The organism is Nocardioidaceae bacterium SCSIO 66511, from assembly GCA_023100825.1.
Lineage (GTDB): Bacteria > Actinomycetota > Actinomycetes > Propionibacteriales > Nocardioidaceae > Solicola.
This window is the reverse complement of the sequence record CP095846.1, coordinates 2,332,528-2,348,407: the sequence shown is the minus strand read 5'-3', so window position 1 is coordinate 2,348,407 and position 15,880 is coordinate 2,332,528. Positions and strand designations below refer to the sequence as shown.

General features: G+C 67.5%; 13 protein-coding genes. 3 read left to right on the top strand and 10 right to left on the bottom strand.

The window, feature by feature from the left end; all coding sequences use genetic code 11:
* Positions 1-27: 27 nt before the first annotated feature.
* Complete coding sequence (gene hrpA / locus MU582_10995; protein ID UPK72977.1) at positions 28-3,762, top strand: ATP-dependent RNA helicase HrpA; 3,735 nt, start codon at positions 28-30, stop codon at positions 3,760-3,762.
* On the opposite strand, the gene MU582_10990 is transcribed toward hrpA, so the two are convergent.
* From MU582_10990 to MU582_10965, 6 genes are all read right to left on the bottom strand, one after another.
* Positions 3,743-4,225 carry a hypothetical protein gene (locus MU582_10990; GenBank protein UPK72976.1) on the bottom strand — a complete coding sequence of 161 codons (483 nt, stop codon included), beginning with the start codon at positions 4,223-4,225 and terminating at the stop codon, positions 3,743-3,745. The two genes, hrpA and MU582_10990, sit on opposite strands and share 20 nt — an antisense overlap.
* 35 nt (positions 4,226-4,260) lie before the next feature.
* Positions 4,261-4,716 (bottom strand): MarR family transcriptional regulator, encoded by a 456-nt coding sequence (locus tag MU582_10985; GenBank protein ID UPK72975.1) that lies wholly within the window; start codon positions 4,714-4,716, stop codon positions 4,261-4,263.
* Positions 4,713-6,776, bottom strand: coding sequence for a YhgE/Pip domain-containing protein (locus MU582_10980; protein ID UPK72974.1), 2,064 nt, complete (start codon positions 6,774-6,776; stop codon positions 4,713-4,715). Before MU582_10980 ends, MU582_10985 begins: the two co-directional genes overlap by 4 nt.
* Positions 6,773-7,405 carry an ATP-binding cassette domain-containing protein gene (locus tag MU582_10975; protein ID UPK72973.1) on the bottom strand — a complete coding sequence of 211 codons (633 nt, stop codon included), beginning with the start codon at positions 7,403-7,405 and terminating at the stop codon, positions 6,773-6,775. The genes MU582_10980 and MU582_10975 overlap by 4 nt, the downstream gene beginning before the upstream one ends.
* Before the next feature lie 78 nt (positions 7,406-7,483).
* Positions 7,484-8,692, bottom strand: a complete 1,209-nt coding sequence (locus MU582_10970; GenBank protein UPK72972.1) for an acyl-CoA dehydrogenase family protein — start codon at positions 8,690-8,692, stop codon at positions 7,484-7,486.
* 28 nt (positions 8,693-8,720) lie between these two features.
* Positions 8,721-10,061 (bottom strand): acyl-CoA dehydrogenase family protein, encoded by a 1,341-nt coding sequence (locus tag MU582_10965; protein ID UPK72971.1) that lies wholly within the window; start codon positions 10,059-10,061, stop codon positions 8,721-8,723.
* Positions 10,062-10,280: 219 nt separating this feature from the next.
* Between MU582_10965 and def the strand changes: the two genes are divergently transcribed.
* Positions 10,281-10,811, top strand: coding sequence for a peptide deformylase (def, locus tag MU582_10960; GenBank protein UPK77153.1), 531 nt, complete (start codon positions 10,281-10,283; stop codon positions 10,809-10,811).
* Between the two features lie 6 nt (positions 10,812-10,817).
* Here the strand turns inward: def and MU582_10955 are convergent, their stop codons facing one another.
* The gene (locus MU582_10955; GenBank protein UPK72970.1) at positions 10,818-11,774 is read right to left on the bottom strand and encodes a class I SAM-dependent methyltransferase; all 957 of its coding nucleotides are present in this window, start codon (positions 11,772-11,774) and stop codon (positions 10,818-10,820) included.
* A 94-nt stretch (positions 11,775-11,868) separates the two neighbouring features.
* Between MU582_10955 and MU582_10950 the strand changes: the two genes are divergently transcribed.
* Positions 11,869-13,047, top strand: a complete 1,179-nt coding sequence (locus MU582_10950) for a winged helix DNA-binding domain-containing protein (protein UPK72969.1) — start codon at positions 11,869-11,871, stop codon at positions 13,045-13,047.
* On the opposite strand, the gene MU582_10945 is transcribed toward MU582_10950, so the two are convergent.
* From MU582_10945 to cobA, 3 genes are all read right to left on the bottom strand, one after another.
* Positions 13,034-13,729 (bottom strand): class I SAM-dependent methyltransferase, encoded by a 696-nt coding sequence (locus MU582_10945; protein ID UPK72968.1) that lies wholly within the window; start codon positions 13,727-13,729, stop codon positions 13,034-13,036. The genes MU582_10950 and MU582_10945 overlap by 14 nt on opposite strands.
* A gap of 89 nt (positions 13,730-13,818) precedes the next feature.
* Entirely contained in the window at positions 13,819-14,628 is an 810-nt protein-coding gene (locus MU582_10940) for an RNA methyltransferase (protein UPK72967.1), read from the bottom strand.
* Positions 14,621-15,871, bottom strand: a complete 1,251-nt coding sequence (gene cobA / locus MU582_10935) for a uroporphyrinogen-III C-methyltransferase (protein ID UPK72966.1) — start codon at positions 15,869-15,871, stop codon at positions 14,621-14,623. The genes MU582_10940 and cobA overlap by 8 nt, the downstream gene beginning before the upstream one ends.
* Between the last annotated feature and the right edge of the window lie 9 nt (positions 15,872-15,880).

The following is a 15,880-nucleotide window of genomic DNA, read 5'->3' as shown; positions in this document are numbered from 1 at the left end:
CTATACCAGTACGCCGGTGGACGACGCGTGACCGACGACGCATCCGGCGCAGGAATCGATCCGGCAGCGATCACCTTCCCCGCCGAGCTCCCCGTCACCGAGCGCCGCGACGACATCGCGGCGGCCATCGAGGCGCATCAGGTCGTGATCGTGGCGGGCGAGACCGGCTCCGGCAAGACCACGCAGCTGCCGAAGATCTGTCTCGCGCTCGGCCGTGGTGGTCGCAAGAAGATCGGTCACACCCAGCCCCGCCGCATCGCCGCGCGTACGGTTGCAGCCCGCATCGCCGAGGAGTGCAAGGTCGAGCTCGGTACGTCCGTGGGATTTGCGGTGCGCTTCTCCGACCGGACGAGCCGCGACACCGCCGTCAAGGTGATGACCGACGGGTTGTTGCTCTCGGAGATCCGGAAGGACCCGGACCTGCGCAGCTACGACACGATCATCGTCGACGAGGCACACGAGCGCAGCCTGTCCATCGACTTCCTGATCGGCTACCTGCGCCGGCTGCTCCCACGCCGCAAGGACCTCAAGGTCATCATCACCTCGGCGACCATCGACCCGGAACGGTTCGCCGAGCTGTTCCGCACGGCGGCCGGGCCCGCGCCGATCATCGAGGTGAGCGGCCGTACGTACCCGGTCGAGAAACGCTATCGCCCGCTGGCCGAGCGCGACGACGGCGACCAGCTACAGGCGATCTCCGATGCCGTGGACGAGCTCTCGACCGAGCCGCCGGGTGACATCTTGGTGTTCCTGTCCGGCGAGCGGGAGATCCGCGACACCGCGGACATGCTCGAGCGCCGCGCGCTGCGCAACACCGAGGTCCTGCCCCTGTACGCACGCCTGTCCACCGCCGAGCAGCAGCGAGTGTTCAAGCCGCACACCGGGCGGCGAATCGTTCTTGCGACGAACGTCGCCGAAACGTCCCTGACCGTCCCGGGCATCAAGTACGTCATCGATCCCGGCACCGCCCGCATCTCCCGCTACAGCCAGCGGCTCAAGGTGCAACGACTGCCGATCGAGCCGATCTCCCAGGCCAGTGCGAACCAACGCGCCGGGCGCTGCGGACGTACGTCCGACGGCATCTGCATCCGCCTGTACTCCGAAGAGGACTACGAGTCCCGCCCGGAGTTCACCGAACCCGAGATCCTTCGTACCAGCCTGGCATCGGTCATCCTCTCCATGATCTCGCTCGGCCTCGGTGAGCTCTCGTCCTTCCCGTTCCCCGACCCGCCCGATCCGCGTGCGGTACGAGACGGCGTTGCGCTGCTGCGCGAGCTCGGTGCGATCGACGCTGCAGGCAAGGAGCTCACCGACGTCGGACGCATCATCGCCGACCTTCCGCTCGACCCGCGACTCGCGCGGATGTTGGTGGAGGCGGATCGCAATGGGTGCCTGCGTGAGGTGCTGGTGATCGTCGCGGGCCTGTCGATCCAGGATCCACGCGAACGTCCCGCCGAACACCGCGACGCAGCAGACGCCAGTCATCGGCGATTCGGGTCCGAGCATTCCGACTTCGCCGCGTACCTCGACCTGTGGCGCTACCTGCGTACGAAACGACGCGAGCTGTCCGGCAACCAGTTCCGGCGCATGTGCCGCGACGAGTTCCTGCACTACTTGCGTATCCGTGAATGGCAGGACGTACACACCCAACTGCGTCAATCCGTACGTGATCTCGGACTGAGCCTGAACGAACCGGATGCGGGCGACGACGCAATCCATCGCTCCCTGCTGGCCGGTCTGCTGTCGCACATCGGCCTGCGTGACGCGGAGACCCGGGAGTATGTCGGTGCCCGCAACGCGCGGTTCGCGATCTTCCCCGGTTCACCCGTCGGCAAGAAGCCGCCGCGGTGGGTGATGGCCTCCGAGCTGGTCGAGACGTCGCGGCTCTGGGCGCGTACGGTGGCGCGGATCGACCCGGACTGGATCGAACCCCTCGCGCAGCATCTCGTCAAGCGGTCGTACAGCGAACCACACTGGTCGAAGCGGCGCGGCGCAGTCATGGCCCACGAGAAGGTGACGCTGTACGGCGTGCCGATCGTCGTGGATCGCTCGGTCGCATACGGCAGGATCGACCCCGCGGTATCACGCGAGCTGTTCATCCGGCATGCCCTCGTCCAAGGCGAGTGGTCGACGCGGCACGGCTTCTTCCGTCGCAACAGGCGGCTGCTCGATGATGTCGCCGAGCTCGAGGACCGCGCGCGCCGCCGTGACCTCTTGGTCGACGATGACACGCTCTTCGCCTTCTACGACGAGCGGCTGCCGGACACCGTCGTTTCCGGTCGACACTTCGACAGCTGGTGGAAGCGCCGCCGCAAACGCGATCCCGACCTCCTCGACTTCGAGAAGACCCTGCTTCTGCGGGGCGATGCGGACCCGGACGAGAGGATCGAACAGTTCCCCGACGTGTGGACCTCCGAGTCCGAAGGCCTGGCGCTCTCGTACGCGTTCGAGCCCGGCGCGTCCGCCGACGGAGTGACCGTCGACATCCCGCTCGAAGAACTGCACACCGTCGATGCCGACGCGTTCTGGTGGCAGGTCCCGGGACATCGTGAGGCGCTGGTCGCGGCGCTCATCAAGACGCTGCCGAAAGGGCTACGACGCAACTTCGTACCCGCCGGTGATACGGCCCGCAGGTTGCTCGCGGAGGTGGGACCGAAGGACGGCCCGATGCTGGCGGTGCTCGCCGGCGCCCTGCAACGGATCGGTGGTCTTCCCGTCGCCGTCGATGACTTCGACCTGAGCCGACTCCCGGAGCACCTACGGATGCGCTTTCGCATCGTCGACGGCGACAGAACCGTCGGCGAAGGACGCGACCTCGAAAAGCTGCGCGAGGAGCTTCGCCCACAGCTGCGGAGCGCACTCACCGGCGCCGCCGACCGGATCAGCCGAGACGGCATCACCGATTGGGACTTCGGCGATCTCGAGGCACGAATCGCGGTCGAGCGACACGGGCATCAGGTCCACGGCTACCCCACCCTGGTCGATCGGCGAACCAGCGTGAGCATCGTGGTCGTCGAGGACACCGGCGAGCAGGCGTACGGCCTGATCCGAGGTGTCTCCCGGCTGATCGCGTTGACGACGCCCTCCCCGGTTGCGGCGATCACCAAGGGCTTCGACAACCGGACGAAGCTGACGATCGCGGACAGTCCGTACCGGACCGTTCTCGACCTGCTCGAGGATTCCCGTGACGCTGCGCTGGACGCACTCGTTCTCAGACACGGCGGTCCGGTTCGCGGAGCGGCCGCGTTCGCACAGCTACGCGACGCGGTGCGCGCCGACACCTACGAGACCACGGCGGCCGTCGTACACGATGTCGTCGATGCGCTCGGAGCCTGGCAGAGCCTGACCCGCGAGCTCGACACGGCACCATCAGCCTTGGCCACCGTCGTGGATGACATCCGGGTCCAACTGTCGTGGCTGCTGTACGACGGTTTCGTCCGCGAGACCGGTGTCGAGCAGCTCCGGCAGCTGCCGCGCTATCTCCGGGCGGCGTCGATGCGGCTCGCGCGAGCGCCCACGTCACTCGCGTCCGATGCGGCGGCGATGCGCGACGTACAGGGTCTCGAGGGAGATTTCCACGCGGCAACCGAGAACCTGCGACCCGACCAGCTCGACGCGCCCGGAGTACGTAACGCGCGATGGTCGCTCGAGGAGCTGCGGGTGAGCCTGTTCGCCCAGTCGCTGGGAACCGCCGGACGGGTATCCGTGAAGCGCGTACGCAAGCTCATCGACGTCCTCAGCGTTACTGGGAGGGGTTTTTGATCGGGATGGACTCCTGGGAGTACTCGGAGACGACGACGTCGCGATCGCCCACCGGCTCGTCGACGTTCAGCACCGTCGTACGCTCGGTCGGGTCACCCGTGCAGTTTGCCTGTTCACCGATGATCACCGTCACCTCGATCGTCGAGTCGGTCTCCTGTGTCGCGTACCCGGTGAACATGCTGCACATGTCGGGCCCCGCCTCGAAGTTCACATCGACCGACTCGCCGCTCGCCGACGGGTTCGCACTGACGATCTTCGCGGTTCGATACGTCTTGGGCGCGTCTTGCGACTTCGGCTTGATCACCAGAACGGCATCCGGAATGTCGCTCAACCGGTCGATCGAACTCGGACCCGCCTCGGTGGGCTCGTCATCCGCTGGATCATCCTCGTCACTGCACGCCGACGCGGCCATCGCCAGCGCTGCTGCGCACGTCATCGCGGCGACCCCTCGTGCAATTCGCATGAGCAGACGGTACACGTCAACCGCGCCAGTGCACGTCAGCCTTGGTCGAGCGCGTTGTTCAGCTGATCCAGCAGGCGAGCGAGTGTCGTGAGGTCGTCGGACTGCCAGTCCTCGAGGACCGCTGCCAGCTGCTCATGGCGGCGTCGGCGCACCTCCTCGACCCGCCGAGCGGCCTCGTCGGTCAGCCGGACCAGCCGGGCGCGGCCGTCCGTCGGATCGGGGACACGCTCGACCAGACCGATCTGCTCGAGCGTCGCCAGCCCTCGGCTCACGGTCGACTTGTGCACCGCGAACGACTCTGCGAGCTCGGTGGCGCGTACACCGTCGGACCCCGGGCCGCAGGCATCGTCGACCGCCAGGAGCAGCAGGTAGTTGCCGAGCTCGAGATCGGGGTGTACATCGGCAACCGTACGCATGCTCCGAGCACGCGATCGCCGCAGCATGCGGGTGATCTCGTACTCGACATCGCGGGCAAGGGGAATATCGCTCACAGTGCCAACTCCGGTTTGATCCTCGAAACGGTCCACATCCGCTGGCGCCGAGCGGCGACCGCAGTAGCGAACAGACTAGCCGCAAGAAACACGCAGAGCACGAACACGTCGCGTCCGACCCCGGTCAGCGGCCCGCCGTACATCAGGTGACGGAGACCATCGATCGCGTACGAAAGCGGCAGCACATGGTGCAGCGCCTGGAGCGGTCCGGGCAGCGTCTGCCACGGGAACGTACCGCCGGCACTGACCAGCTGCAGCACGAGCAGCACCAGGCCGACGAACTGCCCCACTCCCCCAAGCCACGCATTCAAGGCGTGCACGATCGCCACGAAGGTCACCGTGACCAGCACGAGGAAGAGCAACGCCTGCAACGTGTTGGCGATGGTGATTCCGACCACCGCCGCGATGATGAGCAGCATCACCGCAACCTGGACGATGCCGATGAGCGACGGAGGAATCCAACCGCCGAGTGCGATGCGCGCGGGCCACGCCCGGGCCGCGATGGCGCGATTCGACAGGGGTCGGACCAGCAGGAACACCACGTACGCCCCGATCCAGGTCGCGAGGCCCATGAAGAAGGGAGCGAGCCCCGCGCCGTACGAACCCGCGCTCGCTTGGGAGACGGATTCGACGTCGACCGGAGAGGCGATCGCTGAGGCGGCCGACTTACGGTCCGACTTGTCGAGGTTGGGGATGGATTCCAGCCCGTTCCGTAGGCCGCTCGCAAGCTGTCCCGCGCCGTCGCGGGCGTCGACCAGGCCGTTGACGAGGCGACCTGCGCCCGTGTCGAGTCGCCGCGCGCCCTTGTGCGCGCGGCGTTGTGCGTCGACCAGCCGATCGCTGCCGCTGCCCAGCCGATCGATGCCGGAGACCAGGCGATCCGCACCGGACGCGAGCCGGGTCGCCCCACGATCCGCGGTGCCGATGCCGCTCACCAACCTGCCTGACGCCTTGCTGAGTCGTCGGTTGCCGTCCGCGACCCGCTGCGCACCGTCGGCGAGCCGGTCAGTGTCGCGGGCGGCACCATGGATCTTTCGGTTGACCCGCTCGAGCGGCGTGCGGACGCGGTCGAGATGGCGCATCACTCGTTGGACCTGCGCCGGCGAAAGCCCCATCCGTCGCAGAGCCGTGCGAATGTCCTGTCCCGCGGCGTCGACCGTGCTCATGACCGCGCTCGAGATCGTCGCCGCCCGATCGGCGACCGCGGCGATCCGCCGGTTGCCGTCGGCCACTTGTCGGGACCCGGATGCGAGTCGCGCGGTCTGGCGCGGCAGTGAGGCAGTACGCCGGGCAAGGGTGTCGAGTCCGTCCGCGAGCCGGTGGGCACCGCTGTCGAGTCGTTTCGCCCCTCGGTCGGCGGTGCCGATGCCGGCGGCGAGGCGTTCTTGGCCTTCTACGAGGCGACCCTCGCCGTTCGCGAGCGTACCCGCACCCTTTTCCAGTCGACGAGATCCACGTACCGCGTCGGCCAGTCCGTCGCGCAGTTCCGCGGCCCCGTTGCCCGCCTTGCGTACCTGGGAATGAACATCTGCGAACCCGGCGAGGAACTCAGAAGCGGCCCGCTTGCCGACTCGTTCGGTGATCGTTCCGGCGATCCGCGTCATCAGCTGGTCGCCGATCGAGTGTGCGAGATAGTTGTTCGAGTCATTGGTCGTCAGGCGCAGGCGGCCCTTCTGCGGGTCGAGGTCGGCCGTCGACGCGAGCGCCGCGGAGAATCGCTTCGGCAATGTCACCGCGAAGCTGTACTCACCGTTTCGAACCCCGTCCTCGGCTTCCTCCGCCGACACCTCATGCCACCGGAAGGAGCCGTCGTCGACCAGGTCGTCGGCGACGTCGCGGCCGACATGCAGATTCGTCCCATCTGAGGCCTTGGCCCCGGTGTCGGCGACGACGAGCGCGGCGTCCACCTGGTCGAGGTTGCCGTACGGGTCGTGGTTCGCCCACAGATACAGTCCGGCGTACATCGACGGTATGAGGATCAACGCGCCGATGGCGAGCCGCGGCAGTCGTCCGGCGAACAACCGTCGGAGCTCGGTGAACGCCATGCGTAGCGAGCTCATCGAACACCTCCCAACGAGACGTCGCCGATCACCGTCGGTTCGACGGCGATGGCGTCAGCGGTGTTCTGCATCAACTGCAGGAGGACAGCGGAACCGGCCTCCGCCGCCCACAGGGCGATCTCCCAGGCGACCTCGGCGCGGAGTCCGTATCGGTCGGGGCACGCGATCACGACGCCCTCCACGCCGGAGCGTTGCATTGCCAGGTCGGTCAGTAGCCAGGCGCGGATATCCGGGGGTACGTTCTCGACCCGAGTGTCGATGAAGTCGTCTGCACCACGCTCGGTCAGGTACGCACGAACCGCCGAGCGCGAGGCACGTCGTCCGCACATCGCGAGCTCCTCCCCGATGACGGCCGCGAACGGGACGACCTCGTCGGGCTCCGAGACACCCGCGACATCGACCGGCGCGATCCGTCGGCGTAGGTGTGCAAGCGACCGGTCGCCGTCGGCCGTCACCTGGCCCGATGTCGGCCGTAGCCGCCCCGAGACGGCCAACGCCAGCGCCGTGTGGCCGGCACCAGGCGGGCCGACGACCAGCGCGGCGTCCTTGCTCCCGAACGACAGCGAGGTCGGTCGTAGCAGCGGTCCATGCGGGCCCTCGACCGAGACCTTGTTCACTTCCACCAACACGGCACACTCCGAGTCCTGTGACAGGCCACGAACGTACCGCGAGGACCGGCTGACCGCGGGTCGCGGCCGCCCGGGATGCTACTTCAGCTCGGCACTCGACAGGTCGAGCAACCGGCGCGCGACGATGAGCTGTTGGATCTGCTGGGTGCCCTCGAAGATGTCCAGGATCTTGGAGTCGCGGCTCCACTTCTCCAGTAGTTCGTGCTCCCCGTACCCGAGAGTGCCCGCGAGCTCAACGCAGCGCAGCGTGATGTCGTTGGCGCAGCGGCCGGCCTTGGCCTTGGCCATCGACGCCTGCAGCGAGTTCGGCTTGGAGTTGTCGGCCATCCAGGCCGCCTGCGCCGTCAGCAGGTACGCCGCCTCCCAGTCCGACTCCATCGCGAGGTACGTAGCGGCCGCGGCCGACTGGCGGTTCGCCGGCCGGTCGTAGTCGATCTCGATGCCCGCATCGCGGAGCAGGTCACGCGTCGCCTCGAGGGACGCCCGCGCGCAGCCGACCGCCATCGCGGCGACAAGTGGCCGCGTGTTGTCGAACGTCTGCATGACGCCGGCGAAGCCCTGCTCCGTGTCGATCTCGGGGCTACCGAGGAGGTTCTCGGCCGGGACCCGGCAGTTGTCGAGAATGATGGTGGCTGTGTCCGAACCGCGAATGCCGAGCTTGTGCTCGAGGCGCTCGACGTGGATACCGGGCGTGTCCTTCATGACCACGAACGACTTGATCGCAGCCCGGCCCTTCGACTTGTCGAGCGTCGCCCAAACGACCACGGCATCGGCACGATCACCGGACGTCACGAAGATCTTCTCGCCGTTCAGCACGTACGCGTCACCGTCGAGCACGGCGGTGGCGTTGATCGCGGCGGAGTCGGATCCGCATCCGGGCTCGGTGATCGCCATGGCGGCCCACACCCCGTCGAAGCGGGCGAGCTGCTCGTCGGTTGCAACCGATGCGATCGCCGAGTTGCCGAGGCCCTGGCGCGGCATCGAGAGCGTGAGGCCGACGTCACCCCAGCACATCTCCATGACCGACAGCACCGACGACATGTTCGTGCCGTTGCGTACCGACTCGGCATCACCGCCGCTACGCCGAACGCCTTTCGCACCGGCGCCCTGGCTGTTGCCCGAATCGTCCATCCCGTCGACGAGCGACGCGAGCAGGTCGAGCTCCTTGGGGTACGCATGCTCCGCCGTGTCGTACTTCCGGGAGTTCGGTCGCAGGAACTCCGCCGCGACCTGATGCGCCTGGCCGATGAACGTCTTGAACTTGCGGGGTGTTTCCAGGTTGATCATCTATGCAGTCCTTCTCGAGTACGGCTCCTCAGACGAGGAGGCTGCCTTCCATCACACCTACCGCGCGCAGGTCGCGATACCAGCGTTCGACCGGATGCTCCTTGACGAAGCCGTGGCCACCGAGCAGTTGGACACCGTCCTGGCCGATCTTCATCCCGTACTCCGCGCAGAGGCGCCCCGCGATCGCGACCTCACGCGCGTGGTCGAGCCCCTGCTCGGCGCGAGAGGCGGCTCGGTATGTCGCGAGCCGCATGCCCTCCAGCTCGATCCCGATGTTGGCGACCATGAACGCGACCGACTGCCGGTACGCGATCGGTTCGCCGAACGCCTTGCGCTCCTTCACATACGGAGTCACGTAGTCGAGCACCGCCTGGGCGGTGCCGACGGCCAACGCGGACCACGCGAGCCTCGACAGCCGGATGCACTCGCGGTAGGACGACGTACCCGCACCGCCGAGCAGCGCCTCCTCGGGTACGCGTACGCCGTCGAGAACGACCCGCGACAAGGACGCGGCGCGCAGACCCATCGACGGATCGGCCTCGATCTCGAGGCCGGCAGTATCGGACTCGACCAGGAACATCGCCGGTCCGCTGCCTTCGATCTCGGCCGCTACGACGAACAGCTCTGCCTGAGCGGCGCGAACGACCGCGGACTTCACACCCTGAAGTACGTAGCCGCCACCGGGTGAGCGCCGCGCGGTGGTCTGCAATGCGAGCGGATCGAACAACGGCGTCGGCTCGGCGACGGCCAATGCCGCCGCCGGCACCTTGTCACCGGTGAACGAAGGCAGGTACGTCTGCTGCTGGTCGGCACTCCCCCACAGCGACAATGCGGTGGCGACCGATGCGGGCGCGAGGCAGGAGACCGCGAGGCCCATATCGCCGTGTGCCAACGCTTCCGCGACGAGGACGCCCGTGGTGGCAGACCGCTCGCCATCGAGCCCGCCGAGGTCGTCGGGCACCTCCAGCAGGGTCAGACCGAGCTCTGCGGCCTGCGACAGGATCTCGTCCGGTGTCTCGCAGAGCTCCTCGGCCTTGTCCGCCGCCGGGCGTACCACGTCGGCCGCGAACTCCTCGACGACCGAGACGATCATCTGCTGGTCGTCGGTCGGAGTGAGGTCGAAGACTCCGGTGCGCGGGCCCGAGCGCGTACGGCTCGGCGAGCCCCCGCCGCGCTTCTTCACGAAGGTCCGGTTGACCGCCCCGAGCGTACGGAAGCCTGTCTTAGTCGCCTGGAACACGACTCGCTCGGTCGGCTTGCGCATGCCGAGCCGGTCGATCATCTTCGAGCCGGCGATCCGGTGCAGCGCGGCCAGGCCGTAGCCCATCGCGTCGCGGCGGTAGGTGACGATCCCTCGGTCTGATGACACGACGGCTCCTCCGGTCCTCGGATTTCTGCTCACGGGACAAGTGTAACTCTCGTTTGCACTCAGGTGCACATGACCTCGCTCACGCCGCTCGTTCGCATCGAACGCCCCACGTCTAGGATTTGGCACGGCATCATCACCACGAGTCGTCGAGGAGTCCACGTGTCCGACCTGCCGACCGGAGGCACCGTACGGCCGATCACTCGGTGGGGCACGCCGGTGATGCATCGAGAGCTACGCGACGTCACGGATTTCGACGCCGACCTCGCCACCCTCGTTGCCGACATGTTCGAGACGATGTACGCCGCCGAGGGCGCCGGCCTCGCCGCCAACCAGATCGGCGTCGACCAGAAGGTGTTCGTATTCGACTGCACCGACGGTGCCGACCAGCGGGTCAAGGGCGTCGTCTGCAATCCGGTGCTCACCCTGCCCGATCCGGGCGAGCGACACCTCGACGAGGACGACGAGGGCTGTCTCTCGCTTCCCGGCGGCTATTCGGCCTGCGCCCGGCCCGACTGGGCACGCGTCGACGGTTATGACCACACCGGCGCCGCGGTGACCTACATCGGCGAAGGCGGTACGCTCGCGCGCTGCCTGCAACACGAGACCGACCACCTCTACGGTCGCGTGTTCGGCGACCGGCTCTCCACGCGGGCGCGAAAGAAGCTGTTCAAGCAGGCCGAGAGCGTCGCCGACCGGTTCCACCAGGACTGGCCTGCCGCACAGCGCGACGCGGAGCACGTCGAGAGCTAGTGCGGGTCAGGTGGACCGCTTCTCATCGGAGCGTTTCACGGCCCGAAGCCGGTACGCCGACTCGGACGGCGCGTACGCACGCGATCCGAAGTACACCGAGAGCCGGTCCAAGGTCGCACGCGAGCGGGTGAAGAAGATGTAGCGCTTACGCATACCGGCCCCGATGATCGGCATCCGGAAATCGATGTGCATCCCGTACATCAGCGCGATGTGATGCAACGCGGTGGGCGTGTAGTACGACGTGTGGTCGGAGTAGAAGATGTAGCGGTCGCGGGACAGGTCATTGCCTCCGTAGACGTTGGTGGCGCAGACCACCAGCCCGTTGCGCTTGACGAACCCGAACAGCGTGCGAAAGTCCGGTACAGGATCGCGGAAGTGCTCGATCACCTCGCTGGCGATGACGAGGTCGAACTTCCTCGGCGGCCGCTTCGTGAGGTCGACGAACTCTCCATCGTCGCGGAGCTTCATGATGTCGCCGATCGCAACGCTTCGTACCTTCGGTAGATCCTTGATGGTGTGGTTGTCTCGGCTGGCGCCGACTCCGTACAGCAGCACCTCGACGTCCTTGCGCGCGATGCCTTCGAGAGCCAGTGAGGCGATGTGGTAATCGCGGCCCGGCCTACCCTCGTGGCCGGTGCGACCGCTCGACGGCAGCTGGCTGTAATCGCGTTCGGTGTAGTCGTTTCGGTTTTCGGGAATGCTGATGTGCCCGCAGCTGCCGCAGATACGCACGTAGCGGACCTTGTCCGGCGATGACGCGGAGTGAATCGTCCGATGCCGAGGTGACGGCGCCTTGCACACCAGGCAGCGTTCGACGCCGTGACCCGGTCGCTCGTCGTGCAGCCGATGTTTCACGGCATCGAGGTAGCGTTCGCGCGTCGCTGGTGACGCCAGTCCTTTCGCGACCCGTGCGGCTCGTCTGACGCCGGAGCGGACGGTGGTGGCGGTGCGTGCTGGCTCCATTGCAAGACGGTACCCGCTCGGCGGTCCGCGGGCATGGCGAATCGACGGCGAGCACGTTGTCGGTGGCGGATGGGATCCTGATGGCGTGTTGAGGATGTCAGACCGGCAGCGCCGCAATCGCCTTCAGACTCGTCATCGGCTCAGTGCGGATCATCGCGCGACCGACACCGACGACGCCGCGCGGAGCCTACTCGCCTTACATGCCAGCGATCCTGCGTCGGTCTACCTGTCGGTGCTCGCGCGCGTCCCGGATGCCGAGCTCGGCGATGTCTCCGCCGCGCTGTACGACCGCCGGTCCCTGGTCCGACTGATGGCGATGCGGCGCACCTTGTTCGTCGTACCCCAAGAGCTGGTCGCGTGCATCCACCACGCGTCGGCGCTTCCGGTCGCCGAGCGTCTGCGCCGCGGGTTGCTCAAGGATCTCGACCGCCTACCGACCGATCCCGAGCTCGACGGCGACCTCGACACCTGGCTCGCCGATGTCGAGCAGGCGGCCGTCGACGCGCTCGTCAAGCGCGGGTCTGCTACGGCCGTTCAGCTGTCGTCCGACGAGCCCCGCCTTCGTACCGCGACGCTGCCTGTCACCGATAAGTCGTACGACATCCGACGCACCATCAACAGCCGCGTGCTGACGATCCTCGGCGCGTACGGGCGAATCGTCCGCGGATCTCCGCGTGGCGACTGGACCTCGCGACTGCACACCTGGGAGCCGGCACAGTCGTGGTGGCCGGACGGCATCGACGACCTCGCACCCGAAACGGCCCGAGCTCGGCTCGCCGAGCATTGGCTCCGCCGATTCGGCCCGGCGACGATCGAGGATCTGCAGTGGTGGACCGGCTGGCCGCTCGGTCAGACCCGCAAGGCGGTTGCCGGTCTCGACACCGTCGCCGTGCAGTTAGAGGCAGGCACCGGCGTCGTCCTCGCCGATGACGTCGACGAGACCGGGCAGCCGGAGCCTGCGGCGGCCCTGCTACCTGCTCTCGACCCGACCCCGATGGGTTGGAAGCACCGCGACTGGTACCTCGGCGACCACCACGTGGCGCTGTTCGACCGCAACGGCAACATCGGACCGACCGTCTGGTGGGATGGCCGAATCGTCGGTGGCTGGGCGGTCGTCGACGACGGCACGGTGCGCTGGCGAGTACTCGAAGACGTCGGCGCCGACGCCGAGCGAGCGATCACAGACCGGGCCGACCGACTGACCTCTCGCCTCGACACCGTCGTCGTACCCAGCTTCCGTACGCCGCTGGAACGCGAGCTCACGAGCGGGTGAGCTTGATCATCTCCTGTGCGCCCCGCGGATGTCCCCAGTCGCCGATGTACTCGAACTCCCACGGACTGAACCGTGCGGCCCAACGCAGATCGCGTCGGTAGTACCAGTACGCGTTGCGCTCGGTGAACCGCGTCTTCGTGAACTTGTCGAGTGGGTACTTCGGCCCGTGCTCGTTGAAGGTCGCGTAGAAGACGCCGCCCTGCTTCATCACCTTGGCGACTCTGAACATGCAGAGCCGAATGTGGTTGATCGAGACGTGCGTGAACACCGACTGCGCGATAGCCATGTCGAACGTCACGCCGAAGTCGGTGTCGAACCGATCGGTCGAGTGCAGGTTGGCGATCGGGAGCCGGTCGCGCTGCTCATCGGTGAGCTCGTTCACGTACCCGGCCGCCATCACGGCGTGGTTGATGTCGAAGCCGTAGTAGTTGCCGGGGTCGAGGTAGTCGATGAGATGACGTCCGGCGCGGAAGCTCCCACATCCGACATCGAGGAACCGGTGATGAGGCCGTAGTCCTCTCGACTTCAGGAACTCCAGCTGTGCGCGGCCGATCTCCTCCCAACCGCCGCCGACGAACGAACGGTGCCCGCCTTCTGCGATCTGGGCATCGGTGAAGGTGCGGCCCCGGTAGTCGGGGTCGTGCTTGCCCTTCGCCTCGTTACGGACCTCGATCACAGTCATCGTGCGCGCCAACTCCTCGGCTCGGGTGCATGGGATCAGTGGCTGAGGACGCTACCAGCGAACCCAAGGCGTACCCGCTCGCCGACCGGTCAGCGGGTACGCGCCTCTCGGATGGCCCAGCACGCAACCGCGACCGATGCCGCGACGTTCAGCGAGTCGATCTCGGCCGCCATCGGGATCATCATGACGTCGTCGGCAGTCGTCTGCCATCGGGGCGACAGGCCGTGGCCCTCGGAGCCGACCAGCAGGGCGATCCGGTCGCGTACGTCCAGCCGCGCCAGGTCGATCGCTTCGGGGTCCAGCGCCATCGCGACTCGCTGGAACCCGTGCCGAGCAAGCAGATCCGGCGCCGCGTACCAGTCGTCGAGGCGCGCGTACGGCAGCCAGAACACCGAGCCCATCGCGACTTTGATCGAGCGTCGATAGAGCGGGTCTGCACAGCGCGGAGACAGCAGCACGGCGTCGAACCCGAGTGCGGCGACGCTGCGGAAGATCGCCCCGACATTGGTGTGGTCCATGACGTCCTCGATGACGACGACCCTGCTCGCGTCTCGCAGCACGTCGTCGGCAGAGCGCGGCTCGGGGCGTTCGAGGGACGCCAATGCTCCACGGTGGACGTGAAACCCCGTTACGCCTTCTATCGCGGCCTCATCGAGCACGAAACACGGCACGTCGTGGTCGTCGAGCACATCGCCGAGAGAGTCCAGCCAACGCGGCGCCATCAGGAAGGAACGCGGCCGGTGCCCCGACTCGAGTGCGCGACGTACGACCTTCTCCCCCTCGGCGATGAAGAACCCGTGCTCGACCTCGAGCGACCGTCGCGCCTGAACATCGCGCAGACCGACGTAGTCGCGAAGCATCGGGTCACCGGCGTCGTCGATCTCCACCCGCTCAACCATCGGCGACTGCGTCCTCCAGGACGTCGACGACCTCTCCCACCACCACGACCGCGGGTGGTCGGATCCGCGCCGAGGCGACGTCTTCGGCCGCGTGTAGCAGGGTCGAGCGGAGCCTCCGCTCGGTCGGCATCCCGCCTTCCTGGACGACAGCGACGGGCGTATCCGGTGCGCGGCCGGCATCGATCATCGCCGCGGCGATCGCCGCGAGGTTGTCGACGCCCATCAGCAGCACGACGCTGCCACCGACTCGGGCGAGAGCAGACCAGTCCACGAGTGAGTCGGGGTGGCCGGGCGGCAGATGCCCGGAGACCACCGTGAACGCATGCGTGACACCCCGGTGCGTCACGGGCACGCCGGCCGCACTCGGAACGGCTATCGCACTGGTGATGCCGGGAATCACCGTGCATTCGATGCCCGCGCGTACGCACTCGATCTGCTCTTCCATGCCGCGTCCGAACACGAACGGGTCGCCGCCCTTGAGGCGTACGACGCGTTTGCCAGCGCGCGCATGTTCGACGAGAAGTCGGTTGATCTCCTCTTGTTGTGCGGCCCGACCTCGCGGCAACTTGGTCGCGTCGATCACTTCGACGTCGGCGGGGAGCTCGGAGAGTAGCTCGCGCGGTGCCAGCCGGTCGGCGATGACCACATCGGCCTCCGCCAATGCGCGTCGGCCGGCGAGCGTGATCAGCTCGGGGTCGCCCGGTCCGCCGCCGACGAGGACGACCCCGGGACGCTTGTCTCGGTGGTGCGGCGCCGTCACCTCGCCGCTGCGGAGGGCATCGACGAGCGCGTCTCGTACGGCCGCCGATCGGCGCGGGTCTCGGTTGGCCATCACCGCAACGGTCAGTTCGTCGAAGCGCCCTGTCGCCGGGGTCCACGCCGATCCGGCCACGGCATCGTCACCGCGTACGCAGAACGTCTGCTGCGCATCGGCCTCCGCCACAACCGCAGCATTGACCGCGGCGTCATCGGACAGCGCGAGCGCATACCACGCCCCGCTGAGATCACCCGCTCGGAAGCCACGCCGCTGCCACTCGATCTCGGCGCCGGCGGAAAGACCCTCGATGGCCGGTGTGACATCAGGCGATACGACCGTGACGCGGGCGCCCGCAGCGAGCAGGGCCGGAATACGTCGCTGCGACACCTGCCCGCCGCCGACCACTACGACGCGTTTGCCGGCAAACAGCAGGCCGACCGGATAGGGCGGGGCGTTGTCTGCGGGCGGATGCGAAGTCGTCGTCATATCGGTACC